Raw genomic sequence first — 21,704 nt, forward strand, 5'->3', positions numbered from 1 at the left:
GCGAGGGTGGCCGGGTCGATGCGGAACTGCGGAATCACCTAGGCCTGTGCGACCGTTCGCGCGGCGGACACCCGACGGTCCCGGGATCCGGCCCACCTCCGATGGCGCGGGGTGGCTTACCCCTGCTTTCCGTGCAAGCGGACCTGCGCCACCAGCGCGCGGTGGTCGGCTCCCGGGAGGTCTACTGTCTCCACAGCGACCGCGCGACCGTCTGCGACGAGAATGTGGTCGATGCCGACGAGGGGCGGCCAGCGTTTGTCGGTCGGATAGGTGACCAGATGCCCGGCGCCCGCCTGTTCGGTGGCGTCGCCGAAGCGCCCGGAGAGCATCGCACGGAACTGCCGGTGATCGTAGGTCGCGTTGAAGTCGCCGCCGGCGATCGCCGGTCGATTCGAGGGCGATCGGTCGAGAATGTCGCGCAGCCGGGACAATTCGTCGGCCCAGACGCGCGTCCCGTACACCGGCGGAACCGGGTGGAAGGCGTACACCGTGACCGGCCCTGCGCCCGGGATCTCGGCGGTCGCCGAGAGCTGGTTCAGCACGAAGCCGTCGTACTCCACGGTTTCCGACAGGCGGTGGCTGCTCCAGATTCCCGTCCCCGTCGCGGTTCTTCCCGGCGACAGGAAACGGTACGGCAGCACCTGATCGAGACCTGCCCGGCCGAGATACTCGACCGCCGTGGGAGTGAGCTCGTTGACGGTGAGCACGGCGACCCCCCGTGCGCGCACCTCATCGACCAGCGCCCGGGGGTCGGCTCCGTCGAACAGCAGATTGGCCTGCATCACGGTCACGGTGTGCCCGTCAGTGTCGTCCGGGTGGCCGACATACAGCGGCGCTTGCGTCCACGTCGCGATCGCGACGACCACGATCGCAACTCCCGCGCCGATCCGGTGCCGCATGGCGACGAAGGCGACCGCACCCAGGACGGCCGAACCCATCAAATAAGGCGCGCCCGACGCCGCCAGAACCAGTATTCGAGACGACGACCCGTTGAAGTGCAGGGCGATCCCAGCGACGGCGGCCAGAGCCGCAACCCACGCCAGCAGACGGATACCGAGCAGAACCGACTTCGAAATCACGTCCGATACCCGAGCGCGCCCGCTCACTCGATACCGAACAGCGTCGCCGCGTTGCGGTAGCAGACCTGACGCAACCAGTCGTCACCGAGTTCGAGCCGTTCGAGCGCCTCGATCGAATGACCGTAGGAGTGCGGGATATTGGGAAAGTCGCTGCCGAACAGGATGCGGTCGGCGAAGGCGCGCAGCCTGCCGTGCTCGTGCGCCGGGAACGGAGCGTCGGCCTCGGAGAAATCGGTCCACACCATCGTGGTGTCCAGCCGCACTTCCGCGTAATCGCCTGCGAGGTCGAGGAATTCGGAATACTCGGGCGTGCCCATGTGCGCGATGATCAGCCGCAGGCGCGGAAAGCGCCGCAGCACACCGGCGATCGGCTCCGGGCCGGTGTGGGTTCCGGGCGCGGGGCCGGAACCGCAATGGATGACGATGGGGATGCGCGCGTCCTCCAGCAGGCCCCACACCGGGTCCAGCAGTGGGTCGCCCGGGTGGTAGCCGCCGACTTGGATGTGCGCTTTGAAGACGCGGGCGCCGCGCTCGACCGCCTCGCCGACGTAACCGGCCGCCCGCGGCTCGGGAAAGAAGGTGGCGGTGTGCAGGCAATCCGGGGTGCCGGCGGCGAAGTCGGCGGTCCATTCGTTGAGCCACGCCGCCATGTCCGGTTTGTGTGGGTACACCAGCGCGGTGAACGCGCGCACGCCGAAGTCGCGCAGAGTCTTCAACCGGACCTCGGCATCGTCGCGGTAGGTGATCGGCCAGGTGCGGCCGGTCAGCGGCCCGACCGTGTCGAAGTACGCCCACACCTTCCGCATCACCTGATCGGGCATGAAATGGGTGTGCACGTCGATGATGCCGGGCAGGCCCAGCCCGGTGCGGAAGGCGGACAGGTAGGTCGCGTCGTCGGCGGCGGTCATCGGACCTCCTGCGCCGCGGGCGGGTGTACCGTCAGCGCGAGGTCGCCGACCCGGGCGATCAGTCGTTCGAAGAACAGCTCGGGGTCGGTGCCGATCACGATGTCGGCGTTGGGTTCCCGCCCCCACATGCCCGCCCAGTCGGCGACCGTGGTCGCGCGGGTGAGGGTGCCCGCGAGTTCCACGTCCACCGTCGCCGGACGGGTGCGGGCCAGCGCCGGGTCCAGCGCGACCGCGGCCGCGAACGGATCGTGCATGTGGGCCAGATACCCCAGGTCGTACCCGTGATGGAAGTCGAAGTAGAACCGCACGGCATCGGTGACGTGCCGGATGATCGGATTGCTCGCGGCCGAACGGGCCTCGGGCGGGTCGGTCGGCGAGACGACCTCCACCGGATAGCTTTTCGCCCGCTCGGCCAGACGGACCAGGTGCTCGGGTCGCATCTCGATCGTCTCGGTGATGTCGAGCGCGCAGACGATCGGCCTGCGCTCGGCGGGCGCCGCGGCGAACGCGTCGAAGACCTCTTTGGCGGCCTCCGGGTCGACGTGCACATTCCACTCGTTGGTGGGCGTGGTGTTGCCCGGATGGTTGAACGCGCCGCCCATGATGACCAGACGATCCAGCAGCCGCGGCAGATCCGGTTCGATCCGCAAGGCGAGGGCGAGATTGGTCAGCGGCCCGGTGCAGAGGCCGACGATCTCGCCGGGATGGGCACGCACCAGTTCGGCCCACATCAGCGCGGCCGATCGCGGCGAGAGACGGCGAGCCGAGGGGGGAAGTTCGGCGTATCCGATGCCCTGGGGTCCGTGCGTGTCCTCGGTGGTGCGCAGCGGGATCGCCAGGGGATCGGCCGCGCCGAGCGCCACTTCGATCACGGGTGCGCGGCAGACGTCCAGCCAGGCGAGATTGTTCGCCGCCACCTGCGCCGCCGGAACGTTGCCCGCGGTGGCGGCGATGCCGGCGATCTCGGCCTCGGGGGAGCCGAGCAGGTACAGCAGCGCCAGGGAGTCGTCGATGCCGGTATCGACGTCCAGGATGATCTTCTGCCGCACGGCACGAGACTAGCGAGCCTGGATGCCGGGGCCGCGCCGAGGTGCCGATTGCTCGGCGGTCGCAGCAGGTAGTACATACGTCTAGTACGTTTGTCTAAGACGTTGTAGCCTGTGGGTATGGGAAATCGCGAGGATCTGCTGGCGGGAGCACGGAAAGTCATCGTCGAGCGAGGCGTCGCCAAGGCGACCGCCCGCGACATCGCCTCGGCGGCCGGTGTGAGCCTGGCGGCGATCGGCTACCACTTCGGCTCCAAGGACCAATTGATCACCGAAGCGCTGAGCGACGCTTTGGGCACCGCGATCGGCGACAACATGGAGGCGAAGATTCGCGAGGGCAGCGGCTCGGCGCCCCTGGCGGCGTTCGCCGCCATGTGGAACGGCATGCCCGCGGTGTTCACCGAGTACCGCGACAGCATGCTGGCGAGCATGGAGAACCTGGTGCGCGTCGCGCGCTCGACGGAGTCGCAGGAGTTCTTCGCCCAGAGCCTGCCCGGCGCCTACCGGGACATGGCCGACGCGCTGCGGCAGGCGCACCCGCAGCTGAACGAAGAGCAGGCCGAGGCGATCGCCGAGCTGTACTTCGTGCTCGTCCAGGGGCTCGGCGTGCTACAGACCATCGCTCCGGAGGCGAACCTGCCGGACGGTGACCGCCTGGCGCAGGCGGTCACCGCGCTGGCGGGGGTGGAGATCTAGGAGCGCTGCCACGGTGCCGACTCGGTCGCCATGCTCAGCCCGCCGCCAAGAGGCCGCGGACGATCTCCGCGGCCTGCCGACGGGACGGTCAGTGCGTCGGCAGCGGCCACGCGGGATGGTCCGCGCCGTAGGCGGGCGCGGGCGAGGCGTAATCCGAGTACTCGGCCAGCACAGGCGGCGCGGTGACGACCTGTCCGTGCCGGACCACATGCGCCGCGCTGGGCATCGCGGGCTTAGGGTGACGCGGTGTGCGGTCCGGCGCGTCGAGCAGCCAGGACGCGGTGCGCGCCAGAGCCACTCGTACGTCCCGTCCGACGCCGTCGTCGCTGCGCGCGACCAAGGCGTCGATCACTCCCGCGGCGAGCAGGTAACCCGACGCGTGGTCGAGTGCCTGCGCGGGCAGCGCCCCCGGCACGGCGGGCGCGCCCTCGACGATCGAGATGCCGGACGCGGCCTGCACGATGCTGTCGAAACCGCGACGCTCACCCCATGGACCGGCTTCACCCCAGGCGGACACCCGCCCGTGGATCAACCCAGGACGGGCGGCCGCTCGCACCCCGGCCCGCTCCAGCGCGCCCGGCCGGTATCCGGTGATCAGTACGTCGGCGGCGGCGACCAGATCATCGATGCCGTGGGTGCGCAGGTCCACCAGCGTCGAGCGTTTGCCCTGGCAGGTGTCGGCGAATTGCCAGGAGATCTCGGGCAGCTGCGGCGGGTCGACGCGCAGCACTTCGGCGCCGAGCAACGCCAGCGCGCGCGTCGCGACCGGTCCAGCGATCACCCTGGTCAGATCGAGCACCCGCACGCCCCGCAGGGGGTGCAGAGGCGCGGTGCCCGCCGGTAAGCCGGTCTCCCCGCGGTCGGGGCGGTCGGTGATCGCGACCAGCGGACCCGCTGCCGCGGCCTGTCCCTGCGGGCTCGCGGCCCATTCCTCCTCGGTGCGGACGCGCACCGCGATGGCCCCGTGCGCGGCGGCCTGCTCCTCCAGGTCCGAGGCGCGGATCATGGCCATCTGGGCGACGGCGAGGTCGACCGGCGCGGAGTCGGGCAGGCCGAGCGTGGCGAACAGTCGCGCCCGGTGATGCGCATAGTTGGCGTGCGTGCGAACCCAGCCGTCGAAGGTGGGGAAGAAGCCGGAAAGATCGGCGAACGGTGTCGGCATCCGGCCGCCGATGCGTAACAGACGCTCGCTGGAGAAGGCCGCGGTGATGCGGGCGGGATCGAGGCGATGCGCCACCGGGTCGAGACCGCGTGCGGTCCGCATGCGGTTCGCGGCCGTGGTGAGCGCCGCGATCGAACCGGCGGCCAGTGCCCAGACCGGTAATGTCGCGGCGAGATTGCTACCCGGATCGGGTGCGGGGGAGATGCGCGAGGCGGTGACACCTATACCGGCCTCGTAGTCCTGGACGAGCCGTGCGTGCGTGTTCACTCGCTTCAGCCTAGTTGGCGCCCCGGGGAACTCGCGTGGCGTGGTCCCTCCGGCCAGGCATGCGCGAAGGACGCCACTTCCGCCCGCCGCGCCGCTCCCCGCGGCCACCTGCGCCGATTCGGCTCGAAGACGCGTCGGCTCCGCGCACCGGTGCGCCGTGCCCCGATGCGACGATGCTGTCGTCGACCGGCCGTCGCGTTCGGCCGGGTCGGACCGTCGCGGGCGGCCGGGCGGCGACCGCGTGATCGTAGACGCGTGTTCACGGGGTAGCGGATGAAGTGCTGACGGGTCCGAGGCCTTTGGGGAGACCCACGAGTTCGCGGGATCGAGACCGGGCGGATCTCAGGGCTCGCACGGCGTGAAAAGAGCTGTCCGAGAGAACTTCTCGCCACTGAGGATAGTGACGCGCGCCGGACCGCGCGGAATGGGCCAGCATATCCCCAGGCTGCACGGCAGCAGTCGGCGCGGGACGCCGCGCGGATCCGATGACCTGTCCTTCGTTGTGCGGAGAAAGGCAGAGCATGGCCGCAGAGGAATACCGCGGCACCGATATGTGAGGTCGAGAGACGATGACGAACGTCTATGCCGGAAGCGTGGAATACACGGTGCCGACGACCAGGACGAAAGAGAACTCCGCAGCACGGGAGCGCGTTCCGGTCTTCGGGATCGATATGAGTCCGCGCACCGCTCTGCTCCCGGACCGGGTTCGCCGCGCGCCGATCGAACACGACTACGAACTGATGGCCGTGCAGGACGCCCAGAACGCCGGGTACCTCCGGGAGATCCAGGACCTCGCCGCGGAGCGCGCGTCGCTCGGGAACGCCGGCCACGACCAGGCGACGCGACTGCGCGTGGCGCAACTCGAGGCCGCGCTCACGGCGGCGACGGCGGACGCGGTCGCCGCGGGAGTCACGGCAGGCGACGTCGATCGTGCGGTGGAGTACGGCCGCGCCGGCGCCTACTGGGCCGACCGGCCCGCGCACCGCTATCTGGGCCGCATCGCCCAGCTGACCGACGAGATGTACGCCCGCCTCGATGAATTGGCCGGTTACCGGCGGCGGGTCGCCGAACTCGAACAGCGGCTCGCCCAAACCGGCCGCGGCGAGTCCTGATCCGTCCGCTTTCTCCGCGCGACCCCGGAACCACCCGCCCAGCGGGGACGGGGATGCTGCATCGGTGCAGGAGATCTTTCGTACCGCAGGCGTGGACGGGTGGGTTCATGCCCAGTGCGTCGACTGTGGCGCGGAAGCGGCCCTGACCGGGTCTCGGTCGCTCGCCAGGCCCGGGACCACTGCATCAGAAAGCTCCCGCACTCGGTCGCGGCGACTACCGTGGTCTGGTCCGCCGCGCGGTGGGACGACGACGGCGAAGGGAGACCGAACGTGGCAGGCGGCAGCACCGACTCGGAGTGGTTGCGGACGCTGCGATCCGAGGCGGTCGCGCGGCAACACCTGCTGTGCTTCCCACCCGGCGGAGGGTCGGCCACGGTATACCGGGATCTCGCACAACGGTGCGGGGTGGGCGTCGCGGTGCTCGCGGTGCAGTATCCGGGGCGGCAGGACCGATTGGGTGAGGACCCGATCACCGACCTGGTCGCGCTGGCGGACCGGATCGCCCAGGCGGTGCTCGCGCAGGGCCGGATCGCGCGGCTGTCGTTGTTCGGGCACAGCATGGGCGCGACCGTGGCGTTCGAGACCGCGCGCAGGCTCGAGCGTGCCGGGCAGCCGGTGGCCACCCTGTTCGTGTCCGGCCGTCCGGCACCCACTTTCGAGGAGACGCAGCGGTTGCACCTGGCCTCCGACGACGAACTCATCGATGACCTGGTACGGCTGGCCGCGGATCCCGCCCCGCTCGAGCTGCTGCGCGCCGAGCCGGGCCTCGCCGAACTCGTACTGCCCGCCGTGCGCGCCGACTACCGAGCCGTGGAGACCTACCGGTATCAGCCGGGGGAGCCGCTGCGCGCCGATATCGCGGCGCTGGTCGGCACCGAGGACCCGACGATGCGACCCGAGCAGGCCGACGAATGGCGCGCGCACACCAGCGGAGGATTCGACCGGGCGACCTTCCCCGGCGGCCATTTCTACCTGGACGAGCACGTCACGGAGGTGGCGGGCTTCGTCGGGCGCCATCTCGGCGCCTGAGCACCGGCGTCAGTGCGGTGCGTGGACACGGGCGGCCGGGGCGGGCCGGCGCTGCGCCCACACATAACCGATCCAGGACGCCACCACCAGCGCGGCCGCCACTGCGCGCACCAGCCCCAGCGCGTGTTCGGGGTAGATCACACCGGTGAGGTAGTGGTCGATGAATCCGCTCGACGGCAGCCGTTCTCGGCCGGCGTTCTCGCGCGCCCAATTCTCCAGATGCGTAAGCGGGCAGTCGAAACCGATCACGATCGTGCCGAACCCCCAGCAGACCGCGAGCAGGTGTAGCCAGATCGTGCGCGGAAAGCGCCATGCGAGGAATCCGCCGACCACCACGTAGGCCACGAAGGCGAAATGCGTGACGGCGGTGGCGTCGGCTGCCAGCCGGTAGAGCACGCCTCCAGGGTAGTCCTCCGCCGCGTGACGGAGCCCGGATCGACCGCTACCAGGGGGAGGGCTGATAGTCCTTGAGGAAGCAGCCGAACAGATCGGTGCCGTTCTCACCCTGCACGATGGGGTCGTAGACGCGCGCCGCGCCGTCGACCAGGTCCAGCGGTGCGTGGAAGCCCTCGTCGGCGAGCCGGATCTTGGTGTAGTGCGGTCGCTCGTCGGTGATCCAGCCGGTGTCGACCGCGGTCATCAGAATGCCGTCCTGCTCCAACATCTCGCGGGCGCTGGTGCGGGTCAACATGTTCAACGCCGCCTTGGCCATGTTGGTGTGCGGGTGCCCCGGGCCCTTGTAGGCGCGGGAGAACTGCCCTTCCATCGCGGAGACGTTCACGACGTACTTCCGGCGGGCCCCGGCGGCGGCCATCGCCGGTCGCAGGCGGGAGACCAGGATGAACGGCGCGACCGAATTGCACAGCTGCACTTCGAGCAGTTCGGTCGGATCCACCTCCGCGACGGTCTGCACCCAGCTGTTGGTGTGCGCGAGATCGGGCACCAGGCCACCCGCGTCGATCGCGACGCCGCGCGCGATGCGTTCCGGCGTCGCCGACCCCGCGACCAGCGCCAGCTCGGCTACGTCGGCGGCGGTCAGCGCCGGGGTGAGCGACGCGGTCAGCGCGGTGGGGTGGGCCTGCATGGTCTTGCCGAAGCTCACCACCTCCGGCAGCGCGCCCGCGGGCAGTGGCCCGGATTCGGCGTCGACCAAGGCGCTGTAGGCGCCGGGGGAGCGGCGCACCGTCTGCGCGGCGTTGTTGATCAGGATGTCCAGCGGGCCCTGGGCGGCGACGTCGTCGGCCAGGGCGACCACCTGAGCCGGATCGCGCAGATCGATGCCGACGATGCGCAATCGGTGCAGCCAGTCCGCGCTGTCGTCCATCGCCGCGAAACGCCGGATGGCGTCGTTGGGGAAGCGGGTGGTGATGGTGGTGTGCGCGCCGTCGCGCAGCAGGCGCAGCGCGATGTACATGCCGATCTTGGCGCGGCCGCCGGTGAGCAGCGCCCGCCGCCCCGTCAGATCGGTGCGGGCGTTTCGTTTGGTGTGGCTTCTTGCCGCGCACTCCGGGCACAGCTGGTGGTAGAAGGCGTCGACCTGGGTGTAGCGCTGCTTGCAGATATAGCAGGGGCGCGCGCGGAGCAGCGTGCCCGCGCTGGCTCCGTCGGTGGCCGAGCTGATCGGGATGCCCGCGGTCTCGTCATCGATCCGGTTCGGGGATCCGGTCGCGGTGGCGGCGACCACCGCGCGGTCGGCGGCCGAGACCGCCGCGCGCGCTTCGGTGCGGCGGCGTTGCTTGAGCTTTTTGAACATGTGGCCGACCGCCCGCTGCACGGCCACCGAGTCCGGATGATCCTTTTCGAGCGTTCCGGCCTGCTCCAGGACCCGAAGACAGGTCGCGAGCTCTTCGGGATCGATCATGTTTTCGGCCATCGGGGCGGGGGACATCCTTCATCGAGCTGGGCAGACGACCGGCCCATTGTCGCAAACCCCGCCTGCCGGGTGGTCGCCCGGTCGCCCGCGCCGTGCTCGAAGCGTCGGTCAGCTGCTGCGCGGGGAGATGGCAGCCCGGTCGGCGCGCAGGTCGTCGACGAAGTTGGCGACCGCTTCGGCGACCAGCAGTGGCTCGGTGATCGGCAGCCAGTGATTCGCCGGAACGGCGCAGCGCCACAGCTTGTCGACCCAGCGCGTGGAGGCGTCGTAGACGGCGGCGGGCACGAACGGGTCGGTGGTGTCGACGAGCAGCTGGACCGGGACCGCCGTCCGCCGCACCCGCGGCTTGCCCAAGTGGTGCAGCAGATTGGCTTGGGCGATCCGGGCACCGGCGACGAGATCGGTGCGCCAGGTGGGCGCGACCCGCGCGGGCACCGGCGTGAGACCGCCGAGCCGGCCCACGAGCAGCCCGCGCACCCGCGGAGGGTAGAGCCTGCGGGCGATCGGGCCGGGCGTCAGCGCCCAGCGCGCGCCGCGCAGCCACCAGCCCAGGTCGCCGAGTTCGCGTCCGGCGCGCGGCGCCAGCGCGCGCAGCCACAGACCCAGATGATCGAGGTTCGGTCCCGCGATCGCGGTGAACGAGGCGATGCGGGTATTGGCCCGCTCGTCGCAGACCGCCTCCCACAGTTGCACGGCGCCCCAGCCGTGGCCGCACGTGTGCACCGGCCTGCGCGGGCTGGCTGCGTCGATCACCGCGAAGAAGTCCTCCGCCAGCAGGTCGAGGCGATACTCCGACAGCGCCGCAGGGGTGGCCGAACGTCCGTGACCGCGTACGTCGTAGGTGATCACCCGGAAGCCGTCGGCCAGCAGGGCCGCGACTGTCGACCACACGCGGTGGGTGTCGGTGAGGCCGTGCACCAGCACCAAGGGCTCGGCGGCGGCATCACCCCACTCGTAGACGGCGAGATCGGCGCCGTCCCGGTCGACCGTCCAGGTGCGGTCCGGGCGGGGCGTTTCGGTGATGTCGAGCAGTTCGGCCATGTCATTACCCCTTCGCTGCCGGCTACCGATCCGATGGCACGTCGCCGTCGTGCCCGACGTCAGTGATTCCGATACGGACAGTACGAAGAATTGACCCATCGAGGGAAAGGTAAAACGCCCGAATATGGCGCAGCTCACCAACGAGCGAACCGGCCGCGCTGATCGAGCGCAGGCCACCGCCCGCACTCGCGGCCTTGCCTCGGTATCCCTGGGCGGGCTGCCGGTCCGGCCCGTCCGCGGAGCGTGCTCGAGACGGTGCGTCACGCTTGTTGACAACTCGCCAATAGTCCGGGAATCTGGGGCGTAACCGGTGACGAGACCGGACCGGAGCGAGCGAAGGATCGAGCGATGGCACGCGCGGCGTGGAGTGACGACGAGGTCGAGGCGGTACGAGATCTGGCAAGGACCTTTTTCGAGAAGGAGGTCGTCCCGCACGAGGAGAAGTTCGTCGCCCAAGGGCACCCCGATCGCGCCCTGTACAACCGGGCGGGTGAACTCGGCCTGCTGTGCCCCGCCATTCCGGCGGAATACGGCGGAGGCGGTGGCACCTTCGCGCACGAGGCCGCCATCATCGAGGAGCAGGCGCGCGCGGGCGACGGCTCGATGGGCATCCCCGTGCACAGCTCGATCATCGCGCCGTACCTGTACGAGTTCGGTTCCGAAGAACTCAAGCGGCGCGTGCTGCCCAAGGCCGCGAGCGGCGAGATCGTGCTGTCCATCGGCATGACCGAACCGGGCACCGGATCCGACCTGCAGAACATCAAGACCCGCGCGGTCCGGGAGGGCGACGAGTACGTCATCACCGGCTCCAAGATCTTCATCACCAACGGCTGGTTGTGCGACGGCATCATCATCGCCGCCAAGACCGACCCCACCAAGGGCGCGGCCGGAGTCTCGCTGATCTTCGCCGAAGTCGGCGACGACACCCCCGGCTTCAAGCGCGGGCGCATCCTGAACAAGATCGGCGGCAAGGCCCAGGACACCGCCGAGCTGTTCTTCGACGGCCTGCGCGTGCCCGCGTCCAATCTGCTCGGCGAGGCCGAGGGCCAGGGCTTCTACCAGATGATGCAGATGCTCGCGCAGGAGCGATTGGTCACGGCCGTCATCGCGGTCGCCATGATGGAGAAGGCGGTGCAGCTCACCGTCGACTACACCAAGGGCCGCGAAGCGTTCGGCAAGCCGCTGTTCGCGATGCAGAACACGAAGTTCGAGCTCGCCGAGTGCGCGACCATCACCAAGGTCTCCCGCACCTTCCTCGACGACTGCCTCGACAAGCACCTGCGCGGCGAACTCGATATTCCCAGCGCTGCCATGTCGAAGTACTGGCTGACCGATCAGCTCGGTATCGTGGTGGACCGCTGCCTGCAATTGTTCGGCGGCTACGGCTACATGACGGAGTATCCGATTTCCCAGCTCTACACCGGTGCCCGCGTCCTGCGCATCCTCGCGGGCAGCAACGAGGTGATGAAGGATCTCATTGCCCGGTCTCTCTGACACCACGAGCGCGACCGCGGACGGTGGCGCCGATCCGGCGCTACCGCGCCGCCGCAGGCTCGAGCCCGACGAGCGGCGCGCGCAGATCCTCGCCTGTGCGATCGACATGTTCGGCGAACGCCCGTACGCGGCCGTCTCCACCGCCGAACTGGCGCAGCGGGCCGGTGTGGCCCGCGGTCTGATCAACCACTATTTCGGCAACAAGCGCGATCTCTACCTGGCCGTGGTGCGGCGGATGGTGACACTGCCCAAGCTCGACAACATGGCCGTGCCCACCGGCTCGTGGCGCGAGCGGGTCGACGCCAGCGTGCGCTGGTTGCTGGACACCATCGCCGAGCACGGCAGCACCTGGGTGAAGGTGACCAGCCACGAGGGAGTCGGAGACGATCCCGAGGTGCAGCAGATCCTGGACGCGGCCGACGATGCGGCGGCCGAGCGGCTGCTGCTGATGGTCGGCCTCGCCCATTCGGCACACGATGCCCAACTGCGCGCGATGGTGCGTGCCTACGGCGGGCTGGTGAAGGTCGCGGGCCGGGAATGGATCACGCGCGGCACGCTCACCCGCGAGCAGGTGCACGACCTGCTGTGCGACATGTTGCTGACCCTGGTCACCGAATCGCTGCCCAAAGTCGACCGCAGGCAGTGAACGGCGCCGCGGGTCACCGCGCGCCGCTGTAGCGAGCCGGTCGCGGGACGCTCGGCCCGCGACCGTGGCGGCGGTCGCACAGACCGTTGAACCGTTTCCGGCGACGGTCCGCATGTTGGCCGCCGCGGCCACGGCGAGCGCGCACAGCACAATGCCAGGCAGGCCGTAAATGCATCGAGCAAATTCTGGGCCCCGGCATGCCTACGGAGCATGTCAGGCGGCTCGACGTCGCCTTATCGGACGTGAATATTCCTCGGGAGAGCGGCGATCACGCAGGCGGCCGGTAGACCAGCATGCGCCTCGGTTACCGAAGCCGCGAGTTCGTTATCACGGCCCGATCACAAATGTCGGACACTTCGGATCAACTTTTCGCGGCGCGCGTCCTATTCTGTGTCGGTATATCGGGGCGGGTCCGGATAGTCCGAGGTTCCTGCGCGGTGTGGTGGTGTGGAGAGGACCTTGATGACACGGGCAGAACGGCGTGAAACGGATCGCTGGCCGCAGGCGCAGCCGGAGGATCGCTGGGCGGAGCCGGAGCCCGACGGCCGCTGGCCCGACGACGAGGACGAGCGCTGGCCCGAGCCGCCGAGCCGCCGCCGGACCGGACGGCTGCGCGTGGAGATCCCGCCGATCGTCAATCCGTACGCGATCATCGCCCTGGTGGCGGCACTGCTCGGGTTGTTCCCGGTGGCCATCGTGTTCGGCTTCATCGCCTTCAGCCATCCCCGCGGCCGAGTGATGGCGATGTTCGCGCTGCTGCTCGGCGTAGCCGAGATCACCGCGGTGGCGGGATTCATCCTGATGACGAGCAACTGGCTGCCGGATGTGACCAACCGCACGGCCTCGCTCGGGCCCGCGCCCGTCGCCTCGACTCCCACCACCGTCGAGCGTCCGGTGGTGACCACCACGACCGCCGCACCCAGCCTCGCGGTGACGACCACGCCGCCGGAGAGCCAGGAATCGGTCACGAAGGGCGCGCCGTGCACCGACGCCCAGCTCGGCAAGATCGGCAGCGCCACCACCGGCGGCACGCTGATCTGTCTCACCGCCGCCGGTGGCAACCAGTGGTCGGGCCCGCACGTGGTGGCGACCGCCGTGCAGCAGGCGGGCTCGAAGTGCGACGCCTCCGGCGCCAAGACCGGGCGCACCGCCGATGGCCGGGCCTTGGTGTGCGAAGTCAGCGGCCGCAGCGGCACATGGGTGCTGTGGACCGAGTAGCCGTCGACGCTATTCGGGCTTCTTCGCGCGGCTCGGCTGCACCCGGGGCGGCTCGTTCGGCATCTTCGGGTACTGCGGCGGCCACGGCGCGTCCATGAGGCCGGCCGCCATGTCCCGGTCGGACATCTCCAGCAGCGGGGCGATGGACTGCGGCGCGCGGTCGGCCCACGGGTCGCCGGATTCGGCGTAGCGCGCGGGCACGGTCGCGATGGTCAGGTCGTCGGGCACCACCGAATCCAGATCGGACCAGCCGATCGGCGTGGACACCTGCGCGCCGACCTTCGGTCGCACGCACCACGCGCCGAAAACCGTTTTGTGCGGAGCGTTCTGATTGAAATCGATGAACACCCGGTTGCCGCGTTCTTCTTTCCACCATTGCGCGGTGATGTCCTCGGGGTACCGGCGCTCCAACTCGCGCGCCAGCGCCACCGCGGCGGCGCGCACCTGATAGCCGTCCCACTTCGGCTCCAGCGCGGAGTACAGATGCAGGCCGCGTGAGCCGGAGGTCTTGACTCGGGATTCGATGCCGAGTTCGGTCAGCAGATCCCTGGTGCGGATCGCGGCCCGGCGCAGGTCGGCGAAGGTGATGCCCGGCGAGGGATCGAGGTCGATGCGCAGTTCGTCGGCGATCTCCAGATTGTCGGCGCGGTTGGGCCAGACGTGGAATCCGAGGCACCCCTGATTCACCGCCCACAGAATATGGGCGAGATCGTGGGCGACGAGGGCGTCGCTGGTGGTGCCGTTCGGCGTGGTCACCTCCACCGTGCGCAGCCATTCCGGTGCGGATTTCGGCACCCGCTTCTGGAACCAGGATTTGCCCGATGCCCCGTCCGGGTAGCGCTCCAGCAGCAGCGGCCTGCCGCCGACCACATTCAGGAACGGTTCGGCGACCGCTTGGTAGTAGCGCACCAGATCGAGCTTCGTCTCACCGCGCTTGGTGAAGTAGATCTTGCCCGGATTGCTGATCGTGACGGTGCGGCCGTCGGTCTCGATGTCGACGGACTCGGTCATCGTGCCGCGCCTTCGCCGAACAGCATGCTCAATTCCGCGGGAGCGACTTCGTCGAGCTGCGCGTAGGTACATGATTCCGGGGTCCGGTCGCTCCGGAAGCGCACCAGCCTGCCACCGTGGCGCAGCCGGCCCGACTGCACGTGCTCGTAGCGGACTTCGGCGACCAGCTCCGGTCGCAACGCCTCCCAGGACAGATCCTTGCCGCCGGTCCAGCGGCTGACGCCGCCGGGCATCTTGCCGTCCGCGGCCGCCTGCGCCGCCGCATCGGCCCACTGCCGCCAAGGGTGATCGTCCAGCGCGTTCTCCCGCAACGGCGCCAGCTCCTCGATCAGTTCCCTACGCCGCGCCGCGGTGAAGCTGCTGGCCACGCCGACGTGATGCAGGTGGCCCTCGTCGTCGAAGAGCCCGAGCAGCAGCGAACCCACACCCGCTCCGTCCTTGTGCCAGCGGAAGCCCGCCACCACACAGTCGGCGGTGCGTTCGTGCTTGACCTTCAGCATCACCCGCTTGTCCTGGAGGTAGGCGAGGTCGTCGGACTTGACCATCACGCCGTCGAATCCGGCGCCCTCGAAACGGGTGAACCAGTCCTCGGCAACGTCCGGGTCGTGGGTGATCGGCGTGAGGTGAACCCGCGCAAGCGCGGTGTCCAGGATCGTCTCCAGCAGCCGCCTGCGTTCGGTGAACGGCTCGCCGGTCAGGTCCTTGTCGCCGAGCGCGAGCAGATCGAAGGCCACGAAGCTGGCAGGCGTCTCCACCGCCAGCTTGGCGACCCTGGACGCGGCCGGGTGCAGGCGGTTCTGCAAGGTGTCGAAATCCAAACCCTGCTCGGTGACCACCACGATCTCGCCGTCGACCACGCAGCGGTCCGGCAGCGCCTGCTTCAGCAACTCGGCGACCTCGGGAAAATACCTGGTCAGGGGCCGGTCATTGCGCGAGCCGAGCTCCACTTCGGCGCCGTCGCGGAACACGATACAGCGGAAACCGTCCCATTTGGGTTCGTAGCTCAGGCCCGGCTCGCGCGGCACCGCGGGTGCGGATTTGGCCAGCATCGGCCGCACTGGGGGCAGAACCGGTAGATCCACGCGATCCTCCTCGGGTTCGATCCTCACCCATACCGACGGTGCGCGCCGAGCGAACTCATCGGTCTGTGGCCGTGGTCTCGGCTCGATCGTAGGCGGACACCCCGACAGTGATCGTGGAGTTCGCCGCTCAGTTCTCCAGCCAGCCCTGCTGGTCGGCGAACGCGGTGAGCCGGTCGCGGATGGTGAGGATCTCGCCCGCGGTGAGCGCGGGGCTCGCGTCCAGGAGCAGTTCGGTGATCAGGCGTTTGTGCTCGCCGACGGTGAGCGGTCCGGAACCCGGCCGGTCCTTTCCCTTGTGCCGCGCCGGGGGCGCGGACGATCCGCCGACCACGTTGAGATTGACCGCCTTGGGTCCGCGGTCGCCTTCGGTCACCTCGAATTCGAACACCCGCCCCTGCCGCAACTCGTCCTCGTCCAAGCCGATGTCGTTGACGTGGACGAACACGTCCGGTCCACCGTCCTCCGGCCGAATGAATCCGAATCCCCGAGAGCTGTCGAACGACACCAATTTCCCGATGGACACCAACACCCGCTCCTCGTCGCCGTCGCTACCGGGCAACTTTAACCCGCGTTTTCGCCGTCGTCGGTGGAAAGCGCCTTTTGCAGCGAATGGAAAACGGTCAGTCCTTGACCGACCATTCCGTTCACCAGTTCGCCCACTCCGTCCGGCCCGTTCAGCACGGTGAGATTCGCGTTCGCCAGCCCGTTCGACGCCTGCTTCACGATTTCCGGCAGTTGTTCGATCAACAACTGATCCAGCGCGATCCGGTTGTTCGACGCGGCCGCGTCGGCCTGGATGCGGGTGCGGTCGGCCTCCGCCTCGGCCAGGATGCGCACCCGATCCGCTTCGGCCTGAGCGGGTTTCACGACCTCGGTCTGCAACTGCTGTTCCCGCAACTCGGCCTCTTTGCGCGCCTGCTCGGCCTGGGCGGTGAGCACCTCCTGCAGCGCCATCGCCTCGGCCAGCGGGCCCGCCTGCGCGGCCTCCGCGTTGGCCTTGTCGATATCGCGCTGGTATTGCGCGCGCAGGATCGCCGTCTCGCGCTGATATTCCGCCTGCCTGCGCTGGGATTCCTGCTCGGCCTGCGCCGCCGCCTGCGCGGCCTGCGATTGCGCGATCTGCGCGTCGCGCTGCACGGCGGCATTGTGCGGCGCGGCGAGCGCGGCGATATAGCCGAGGTTGCCGTCGTCGATGGACTGGATCTGGAAGGAGTCGACCCACAGGCCGATATTGCTCATCTCGACTTTCGACGCGACGAGCACTTCGTCGGCCAGTTTCTGGCGCTCCCGGATGATCTCCTCGACCGTCATCGAGCCCACGATCGACCGCAGGTGCCCGGAGAAGATGCGCCCGGTCAGCACCGACATCTCCCGCTCCTGCTCGGAGAGGAACCGCTGTGCGGCGTTCACGATGGACTGGGTGTCGTTGGCGACCTTGAACGCGATCACCGCGCGTACATCGAGTTGGATCGCCTGCTTGGTGACACAGCGCTCCTTGATCTCGGATTCGAACATCGCCAGCGACAGGTAGCGGACTTTCCGGAACAGCGGAACCGCCCAGGCGCCGCGCCCGATGACCACCTTGAACGGCGCGTTGTCGCGGCTCTTGGCGCCGCTGACCAGCATCGCCTCGTCCGGGTCCGGCACATGGTAACCCAGCACGTCTGTCTCCCTTACTTTTTCAGGTTTCTCCGGCCGCGTCCGGGGTGAGCGGAATCCATGGGACGACGTCGACGACGCGCCCCGGATGGACCGCGATGACCAGCACGGCCGCACCGGCCGGGATCGGCTCGGTGGACTGTGCGATGTACAGCTCGGTTCCCCCTCGAATAGCGACCAGGACCTCGCCCAGCGTCCCGGCGCCCCGGATCGGCGATGTGAGCGTACCCGTCAACCCCACCACCGGGTCGATCATCCCAGGATCTCCTTCCGACGATCCGCCCGTCAGCCTACGTCTCGCACAGCACCTTTCGATATCGGCCGGGCGGGACCGCCGCGGGGCGCAGGTATGTTTCTTGCATGGGAGGACGGCTGGCGCTGGTGGTGGGGTCGGAATGCGCGGCGCTGGGAGAATTGGGATTCACCGAGGAACTCGCCCATGGGCTGTACGGGAGCCTGACCGAAGCGGGAGGTTGGCGGCCCGCGATCGATGTCGACGGCCCGGTGCTGAATCCCACTGCCGCGCAATTGTTCACCGCCGTCGACACGGCATTCGCGGCGGCATCGCAGCGGCAGGCCACCCTGCTGCTGGGCTTCATCGGCCACGGCGTGGCGACGACTGCCGAGGACTTCTACCTGTTGAGCCACGACTCACCCGGTGAACCCACCTCGCACAACGCTTTCCACCTGACCCAGGAGATCCGCGAGCGGCTCGACCGCGCCGCGCTCGACGGGCTTGTGCTGCTCGTCGACGCCTGCGAGGCGGGTCAGGGCGTGCAGGGCGCCGCGCGCCGGTGGACCGATCTGCTGGCGCAGTCGGGCGGCCGGATGGAGCTGCTGGTCGCCTCGGGCGACGGTCCCGCGTACTCCGGCTGCTTCACCCGCACCATGCTCGCCACCTTCGACCTGGGCCTGCCGCTGCGCGGGGAGAACCTGCTGCCCTCGGACCTGGTCGATCCGATCGCCGGGCAGTGCACCCATCAGCAGCCGCAGCATCTGTCCTTCAGTTCCGGCGCGGTGTCCACGACGCAGGGTGTCGACCCCGGATTGTGGCTGGTGCCGAACACCGCCCGCCACCGCGACGCGGTGAGCGGACGTTCCGCCGCCGGGTTCGTCGACCAGCTGACCCGGCGTCTGCTGTTGACGCCCGATGTGCGCGAACGTCTCGACGCGATCATCGACGCGGGCAGCCACCGGTTGCGGGCGGTGCTCGGGCCCGCGGGCGTCGGCAAGTCCACGCTGCTGGCCATGCTGATCCGCCCCAGCCTGGTCGACGGCCTCGCCGTGACCCCCGACTACATCACCGCCGCGGTGTTCCTGACGGTGAACAGCTCGGTGGAGTCGGTCGCCTCGGAACTGGCCGCGCAACTCGACGCACGACTACCCGGCTTCCGGGAGGCGGCGCGCGCGGCGCGGGCGCACCGGCCCAGGGACGAGTTCGACATCTTCGACATCCTGGTGCGTCGCCCGCTGGCGCGCCTGTCCACCGCGGGCCGGCGGGTCACCCTGGTCTTCGACGGATTGAATCAGCCGCAGGAGGGCACCAGGCGGTTGCTGGTGGCCGCGATCGCCGATCTGACCCGCCGGGAAGACCTCCGGCACGTCCGGGTGATCGTCGGCATCCGGCCGGGCACCGGTGTCGAGGACGATCCGGGGCTGGCGCACATGTACCGGATAGATGTCGCCGAACCGGCGGCCGACGACATCGCCGCCGTGGTGGACTCGGCGCGCGGAACGGCGCCGGTCGGCCCGGTCGACTGGATCGGCTGGATCCAGCGGCTGCTGGCCGAGACCCCGACCGACGCGACCGGTTCGCGGGTGGTCTCCGGCGGCTGGCTGGTGGCGCGCATCCTGCTGGAGGTGGCCTCGAGATTGACCGACCGCGCGGTCGCGTCCGGGATCGGTCTGGACCGGGTCATCGCGCTGCGGGTCGAGACCGCGCTGCGCGGGGCCGATCCCGCGACCGCGAGTGACACGGCGAACCTGCTCGGGCTGCTGGCCGCGGCGGGAGTCGGGCCCGTGCTGCCGCTGGAGCTGCTGGATTCGGCGCTGTTGTCGCTCGGTGTAGACCTCAGCGCCGCCCGGATCCGCGACATCGCCGTCAATCTCGGCGATTTGATCACCCGCAGTCATCCCGGCACCGTTCGCGAGTCGCTCGGTGTCACCCACAGCGCGTTCCTGCCCGCACTGGAGGCGGAATGCCGTCGTTCCGGTGTGCGCATCGCGGACGCGCACCGTGCCCTCGTCGCGGCGATCCAGGCCGACGACGGTGACCGGGCCGCCGACTACGCGCGGGGCGCGGCCGTACGCCACTGCCTGGCCTACGGTGATTCCGCCTTGGCGATCGACTTCTTGATGAAGCTGGAAACCGGCAGATCGGCCGACGATCGCGACCTGTGGGCGGCGTGGGCGCCGGACTTCGTCGAGTCGCTGGGACCGGATCATCCCGACACCTTCACCACGCGGGAACGGCGGGCCTTCCACCGCGCCGAGAGCGGCGACCTGGTCGGCGCCATCGCCGATTTCGAACAGTTGCTCGCCGACCGGCTGCGGGTCTTCGGCCCCGACGACCCGGCCACCTTGGACACCCGCGACAGGCTGGCCAGCTACCGCGCCCGCTGCGGTGACCACTCCGGTGCGGGCGAGGAATTCGAACGACTGCTCACCGACCAGCTGCGCCTGCTCGGCCGCGATCATCGCGAAACCCTGCGTACCAGAAACAATCTGGCGTCCAATCGCGGCGACGTCGGCGATTTCGCCGGGGCCATCGCCCGCTTCGAACAGCTGCGCGCCGACCGCGCCCGCGTGCTCGGCCCCGACCATCCGGACACCCTGCGCACCCGCAACAGCCTGGCGTACTGGCGTGCCGACAGCGGCGACCTCGACGGCGCCCGCGCCGAGTTCGAGCAGCTCGTGGCCGACTATCTGCGCGTCTTCGGCGCCGACCACCCCAACACACTCGGCGCGCGCAACAACCTCGCGGCGTTCCGCGCGCGCAGCGGTGATCTCGCCGGGGCGGGCGCGGAGTTCACCCGCCTGCTCGACGACCGTCTGCGGGTGCTCGGCCCGGACCACCCCGACACGCTGCTCACCCGCGGCAGGCTGGCCGGTTACCGCGCCGACAGCGGTGACCTCGACGGTGCGATCACCGACCTGGAGAAACTGCTCGGCGACCGGTTACGGGTGCTCGGCCCGGATCATCCGGACACCTTCGGCACCCGCAACGAGCTCGCGGGCTGCCGCGCCCGCCACGGCGACCTCGACCGCGCGGTCGCGGAACTGGAGGTTCTGCTGGTGGCGGAGTTGCGGGCCCTCGGCCCCAATCACGCCGCCACCATCCGGACCAAGGACACCCTGGCGTATTGGCGGGGTCGGTCCGGGGATTGACGGCAGGCGCTCGGCTCGCGAGGCGGGTCAGGACCGGTAGAGCGAGCGGTACACGGTGAGCATGGCGAGGCAGTGCTCGATGATCTGCTCCCGGGTGGCGCGCAGCGAGCCGTTCAGCCACGCCGAGAACATGCCCGCGTTTCCGCTGGCCATGCTCACCGCAGCCAGCCTGCGTTTGACCGGGTCGTCGATGTGGCCGAACAGATGGTCCTGCATGACCCGGGTGAAGACCGGCATGACGGCGAAGGTGGTCTGCCCGAGGCCGGTGCTGGAATACGGCTCGACCAGGAACAACCGCGACTTGCGCGGATCGTCGAGCACCTTGTCCACGAGTATCTCCGACAGCGCGCGGTCGCGGGACGGGTCGTCGGTGGCGGCGAAGGCCGTCATGGGCTCCAGGAATTCCTCGGCGACCTGACGGTAGAGCACGTCCAGCAACTCGTCGCGGCTGGCGAAGCTCTCGTAGAAGTAGCGGTCGGTGAGGTTGGCCTTGCGGCACACCGCCCGCATGGTGACGCCGCTCGCTCCGGACTCGCCGATCAGATCTAGCGCGGCCTCCAGCAGCGCCGCCCGCCGCGTCTCCCTGCGTTCGGTGAGCGTCGTCCCACCCCAGATCCGCGGGCCCCCGTCGTCGTCTGCTTCCTGACCTGTCTGCACGGCCCCACGATAATGCCTGGCGGCGCGCTCCCGCGCCGCGCGCACCGGGCCCGGCCTCCGCGGTCTTGCCGAAATGGATCCCGCGCCGTCACGGCATGGTAACTGTCGGTTTACTCGATCTGGTTACGACCTCGAATTCGGTCTCGTCGACCGGTACGACCGGCTCGGCGCGCCCGCGGGCATCGACGGGGTCTTCATCTACCCGACGGCGCTGTTCGAGCCGGGTACGGCGGAGGCGTTCGTCGAATTGTTCACCGCCACAGTCGAACTGCTGGCCACGGGCTACCGCGGCCCGGTCGCCCCGTTGCTGTCGGGCTTTCCCGCCGCACCGAGGTGA

21 protein-coding genes are annotated in these 21,704 nt (G+C 69.5%); 8 read left to right on the top strand and 13 right to left on the bottom strand.

What is annotated here, in order from left to right:
* Positions 1–116: 116 nt before the first annotated feature.
* The 3 genes from ABZ420_RS13315 to ABZ420_RS13325 are packed head-to-tail and all read right to left on the bottom strand — an operon-like array spanning position 117 to position 3,036.
* On the bottom strand, positions 117–1,079 hold the full coding sequence (locus ABZ420_RS13315) for an endonuclease/exonuclease/phosphatase family protein (RefSeq protein WP_357121300.1): 963 nt from the start codon (positions 1,077–1,079) through the stop codon (positions 117–119).
* Positions 1,080–1,102: 23 nt separating this feature from the next.
* A complete protein-coding gene (locus ABZ420_RS13320; protein WP_357121303.1) occupies positions 1,103–1,987 on the bottom strand; it encodes an amidohydrolase family protein in 885 nt (294 codons plus the stop codon).
* Positions 1,984–3,036 carry a nucleoside hydrolase gene (locus ABZ420_RS13325; RefSeq protein ID WP_357121306.1) on the bottom strand — a complete coding sequence of 351 codons (1,053 nt, stop codon included), beginning with the start codon at positions 3,034–3,036 and terminating at the stop codon, positions 1,984–1,986. Before ABZ420_RS13325 ends, ABZ420_RS13320 begins: the two co-directional genes overlap by 4 nt.
* Before the next feature lie 117 nt (positions 3,037–3,153).
* On the opposite strand from ABZ420_RS13325, the gene ABZ420_RS13330 reads away from it, so the two are divergent.
* Positions 3,154–3,729 carry a helix-turn-helix domain-containing protein gene (locus tag ABZ420_RS13330; RefSeq protein ID WP_357121309.1) on the top strand — a complete coding sequence of 192 codons (576 nt, stop codon included), beginning with the start codon at positions 3,154–3,156 and terminating at the stop codon, positions 3,727–3,729.
* A gap of 88 nt (positions 3,730–3,817) precedes the next feature.
* On the opposite strand, the gene ABZ420_RS13335 is transcribed toward ABZ420_RS13330, so the two are convergent.
* Entirely contained in the window at positions 3,818–5,158 is a 1,341-nt protein-coding gene (locus ABZ420_RS13335) for a CoA transferase (RefSeq protein WP_357121312.1), read from the bottom strand.
* A 569-nt stretch (positions 5,159–5,727) separates the two neighbouring features.
* On the opposite strand from ABZ420_RS13335, the gene ABZ420_RS13340 reads away from it, so the two are divergent.
* On the top strand, positions 5,728–6,270 hold the full coding sequence (locus ABZ420_RS13340) for a hypothetical protein (protein WP_357121315.1): 543 nt from the start codon (positions 5,728–5,730) through the stop codon (positions 6,268–6,270).
* A 270-nt stretch (positions 6,271–6,540) separates the two neighbouring features.
* Positions 6,541–7,299 carry an alpha/beta fold hydrolase gene (locus ABZ420_RS13345; protein ID WP_357121318.1) on the top strand — a complete coding sequence of 253 codons (759 nt, stop codon included), beginning with the start codon at positions 6,541–6,543 and terminating at the stop codon, positions 7,297–7,299.
* 9 nt (positions 7,300–7,308) lie between these two features.
* On the opposite strand, the gene ABZ420_RS13350 is transcribed toward ABZ420_RS13345, so the two are convergent.
* The 3 genes from ABZ420_RS13350 to ABZ420_RS13360 form a co-directional block, all read right to left on the bottom strand.
* Positions 7,309–7,695: a DUF2784 domain-containing protein gene (locus ABZ420_RS13350; protein WP_357121320.1), complete on the bottom strand. Its 387-nt coding sequence runs from the start codon at positions 7,693–7,695 to the stop codon at positions 7,309–7,311.
* A 46-nt stretch (positions 7,696–7,741) separates the two neighbouring features.
* Positions 7,742–9,172: an SDR family NAD(P)-dependent oxidoreductase gene (locus tag ABZ420_RS13355; RefSeq protein ID WP_357121323.1), complete on the bottom strand. Its 1,431-nt coding sequence runs from the start codon at positions 9,170–9,172 to the stop codon at positions 7,742–7,744.
* A 108-nt stretch (positions 9,173–9,280) separates the two neighbouring features.
* Positions 9,281–10,213 (bottom strand): alpha/beta fold hydrolase, encoded by a 933-nt coding sequence (locus ABZ420_RS13360; RefSeq protein WP_357121326.1) that lies wholly within the window; start codon positions 10,211–10,213, stop codon positions 9,281–9,283.
* A 348-nt stretch (positions 10,214–10,561) separates the two neighbouring features.
* Between ABZ420_RS13360 and ABZ420_RS13365 the strand changes: the two genes are divergently transcribed.
* The 3 genes from ABZ420_RS13365 (at position 10,562) to ABZ420_RS13375 (ending at position 13,571) form a co-directional block, all read left to right on the top strand.
* Positions 10,562–11,707, top strand: coding sequence for an acyl-CoA dehydrogenase family protein (locus ABZ420_RS13365; protein ID WP_357121329.1), 1,146 nt, complete (start codon positions 10,562–10,564; stop codon positions 11,705–11,707).
* On the top strand, positions 11,691–12,353 hold the full coding sequence (locus ABZ420_RS13370; protein ID WP_062967385.1) for a TetR/AcrR family transcriptional regulator: 663 nt from the start codon (positions 11,691–11,693) through the stop codon (positions 12,351–12,353). Before ABZ420_RS13365 ends, ABZ420_RS13370 begins: the two co-directional genes overlap by 17 nt.
* A 462-nt stretch (positions 12,354–12,815) precedes the next feature.
* Positions 12,816–13,571 (top strand): hypothetical protein, encoded by a 756-nt coding sequence (locus ABZ420_RS13375; RefSeq protein ID WP_357121333.1) that lies wholly within the window; start codon positions 12,816–12,818, stop codon positions 13,569–13,571.
* Between the two features lie 9 nt (positions 13,572–13,580).
* On the opposite strand, the gene ligD is transcribed toward ABZ420_RS13375, so the two are convergent.
* From ligD to ABZ420_RS13400, 5 genes are all read right to left on the bottom strand, one after another.
* A complete protein-coding gene (ligD, locus tag ABZ420_RS13380) occupies positions 13,581–14,582 on the bottom strand; it encodes a non-homologous end-joining DNA ligase (RefSeq protein WP_357121336.1) in 1,002 nt (333 codons plus the stop codon).
* Positions 14,579–15,664: an ATP-dependent DNA ligase gene (locus ABZ420_RS13385; RefSeq protein ID WP_357121339.1), complete on the bottom strand. Its 1,086-nt coding sequence runs from the start codon at positions 15,662–15,664 to the stop codon at positions 14,579–14,581. Before ABZ420_RS13385 ends, ligD begins: the two co-directional genes overlap by 4 nt.
* A 127-nt stretch (positions 15,665–15,791) precedes the next feature.
* Positions 15,792–16,193 carry a cold shock domain-containing protein gene (locus ABZ420_RS13390; RefSeq protein ID WP_357121605.1) on the bottom strand — a complete coding sequence of 134 codons (402 nt, stop codon included), beginning with the start codon at positions 16,191–16,193 and terminating at the stop codon, positions 15,792–15,794.
* Positions 16,194–16,225: 32 nt separating this feature from the next.
* Positions 16,226–17,326, bottom strand: coding sequence for an SPFH domain-containing protein (locus ABZ420_RS13395; RefSeq protein ID WP_357121341.1), 1,101 nt, complete (start codon positions 17,324–17,326; stop codon positions 16,226–16,228).
* A 19-nt stretch (positions 17,327–17,345) separates the two neighbouring features.
* Positions 17,346–17,579 (bottom strand): hypothetical protein, encoded by a 234-nt coding sequence (locus ABZ420_RS13400; RefSeq protein ID WP_063050972.1) that lies wholly within the window; start codon positions 17,577–17,579, stop codon positions 17,346–17,348.
* A gap of 104 nt (positions 17,580–17,683) precedes the next feature.
* Here ABZ420_RS13400 and ABZ420_RS13405 point away from each other — a divergent pair, with 104 nt between their 5' ends.
* Positions 17,684–20,710: a tetratricopeptide repeat protein gene (locus ABZ420_RS13405; protein WP_357121344.1), complete on the top strand. Its 3,027-nt coding sequence runs from the start codon at positions 17,684–17,686 to the stop codon at positions 20,708–20,710.
* Between the two features lie 27 nt (positions 20,711–20,737).
* Here the strand turns inward: ABZ420_RS13405 and ABZ420_RS13410 are convergent, their stop codons facing one another.
* Positions 20,738–21,367 (bottom strand): TetR/AcrR family transcriptional regulator, encoded by a 630-nt coding sequence (locus tag ABZ420_RS13410; protein WP_051175165.1) that lies wholly within the window; start codon positions 21,365–21,367, stop codon positions 20,738–20,740.
* Positions 21,368–21,440: 73 nt separating this feature from the next.
* On the opposite strand from ABZ420_RS13410, the gene ABZ420_RS13415 reads away from it, so the two are divergent.
* Positions 21,441–21,704 (top strand): hypothetical protein, encoded by a 264-nt coding sequence (locus ABZ420_RS13415; RefSeq protein WP_357121347.1) that lies wholly within the window; start codon positions 21,441–21,443, stop codon positions 21,702–21,704.

The organism is Nocardia sp. NPDC005745 (genome assembly GCF_040630775.1).
Taxonomy (GTDB): Bacteria; Actinomycetota; Actinomycetes; order Mycobacteriales; family Mycobacteriaceae; genus Nocardia.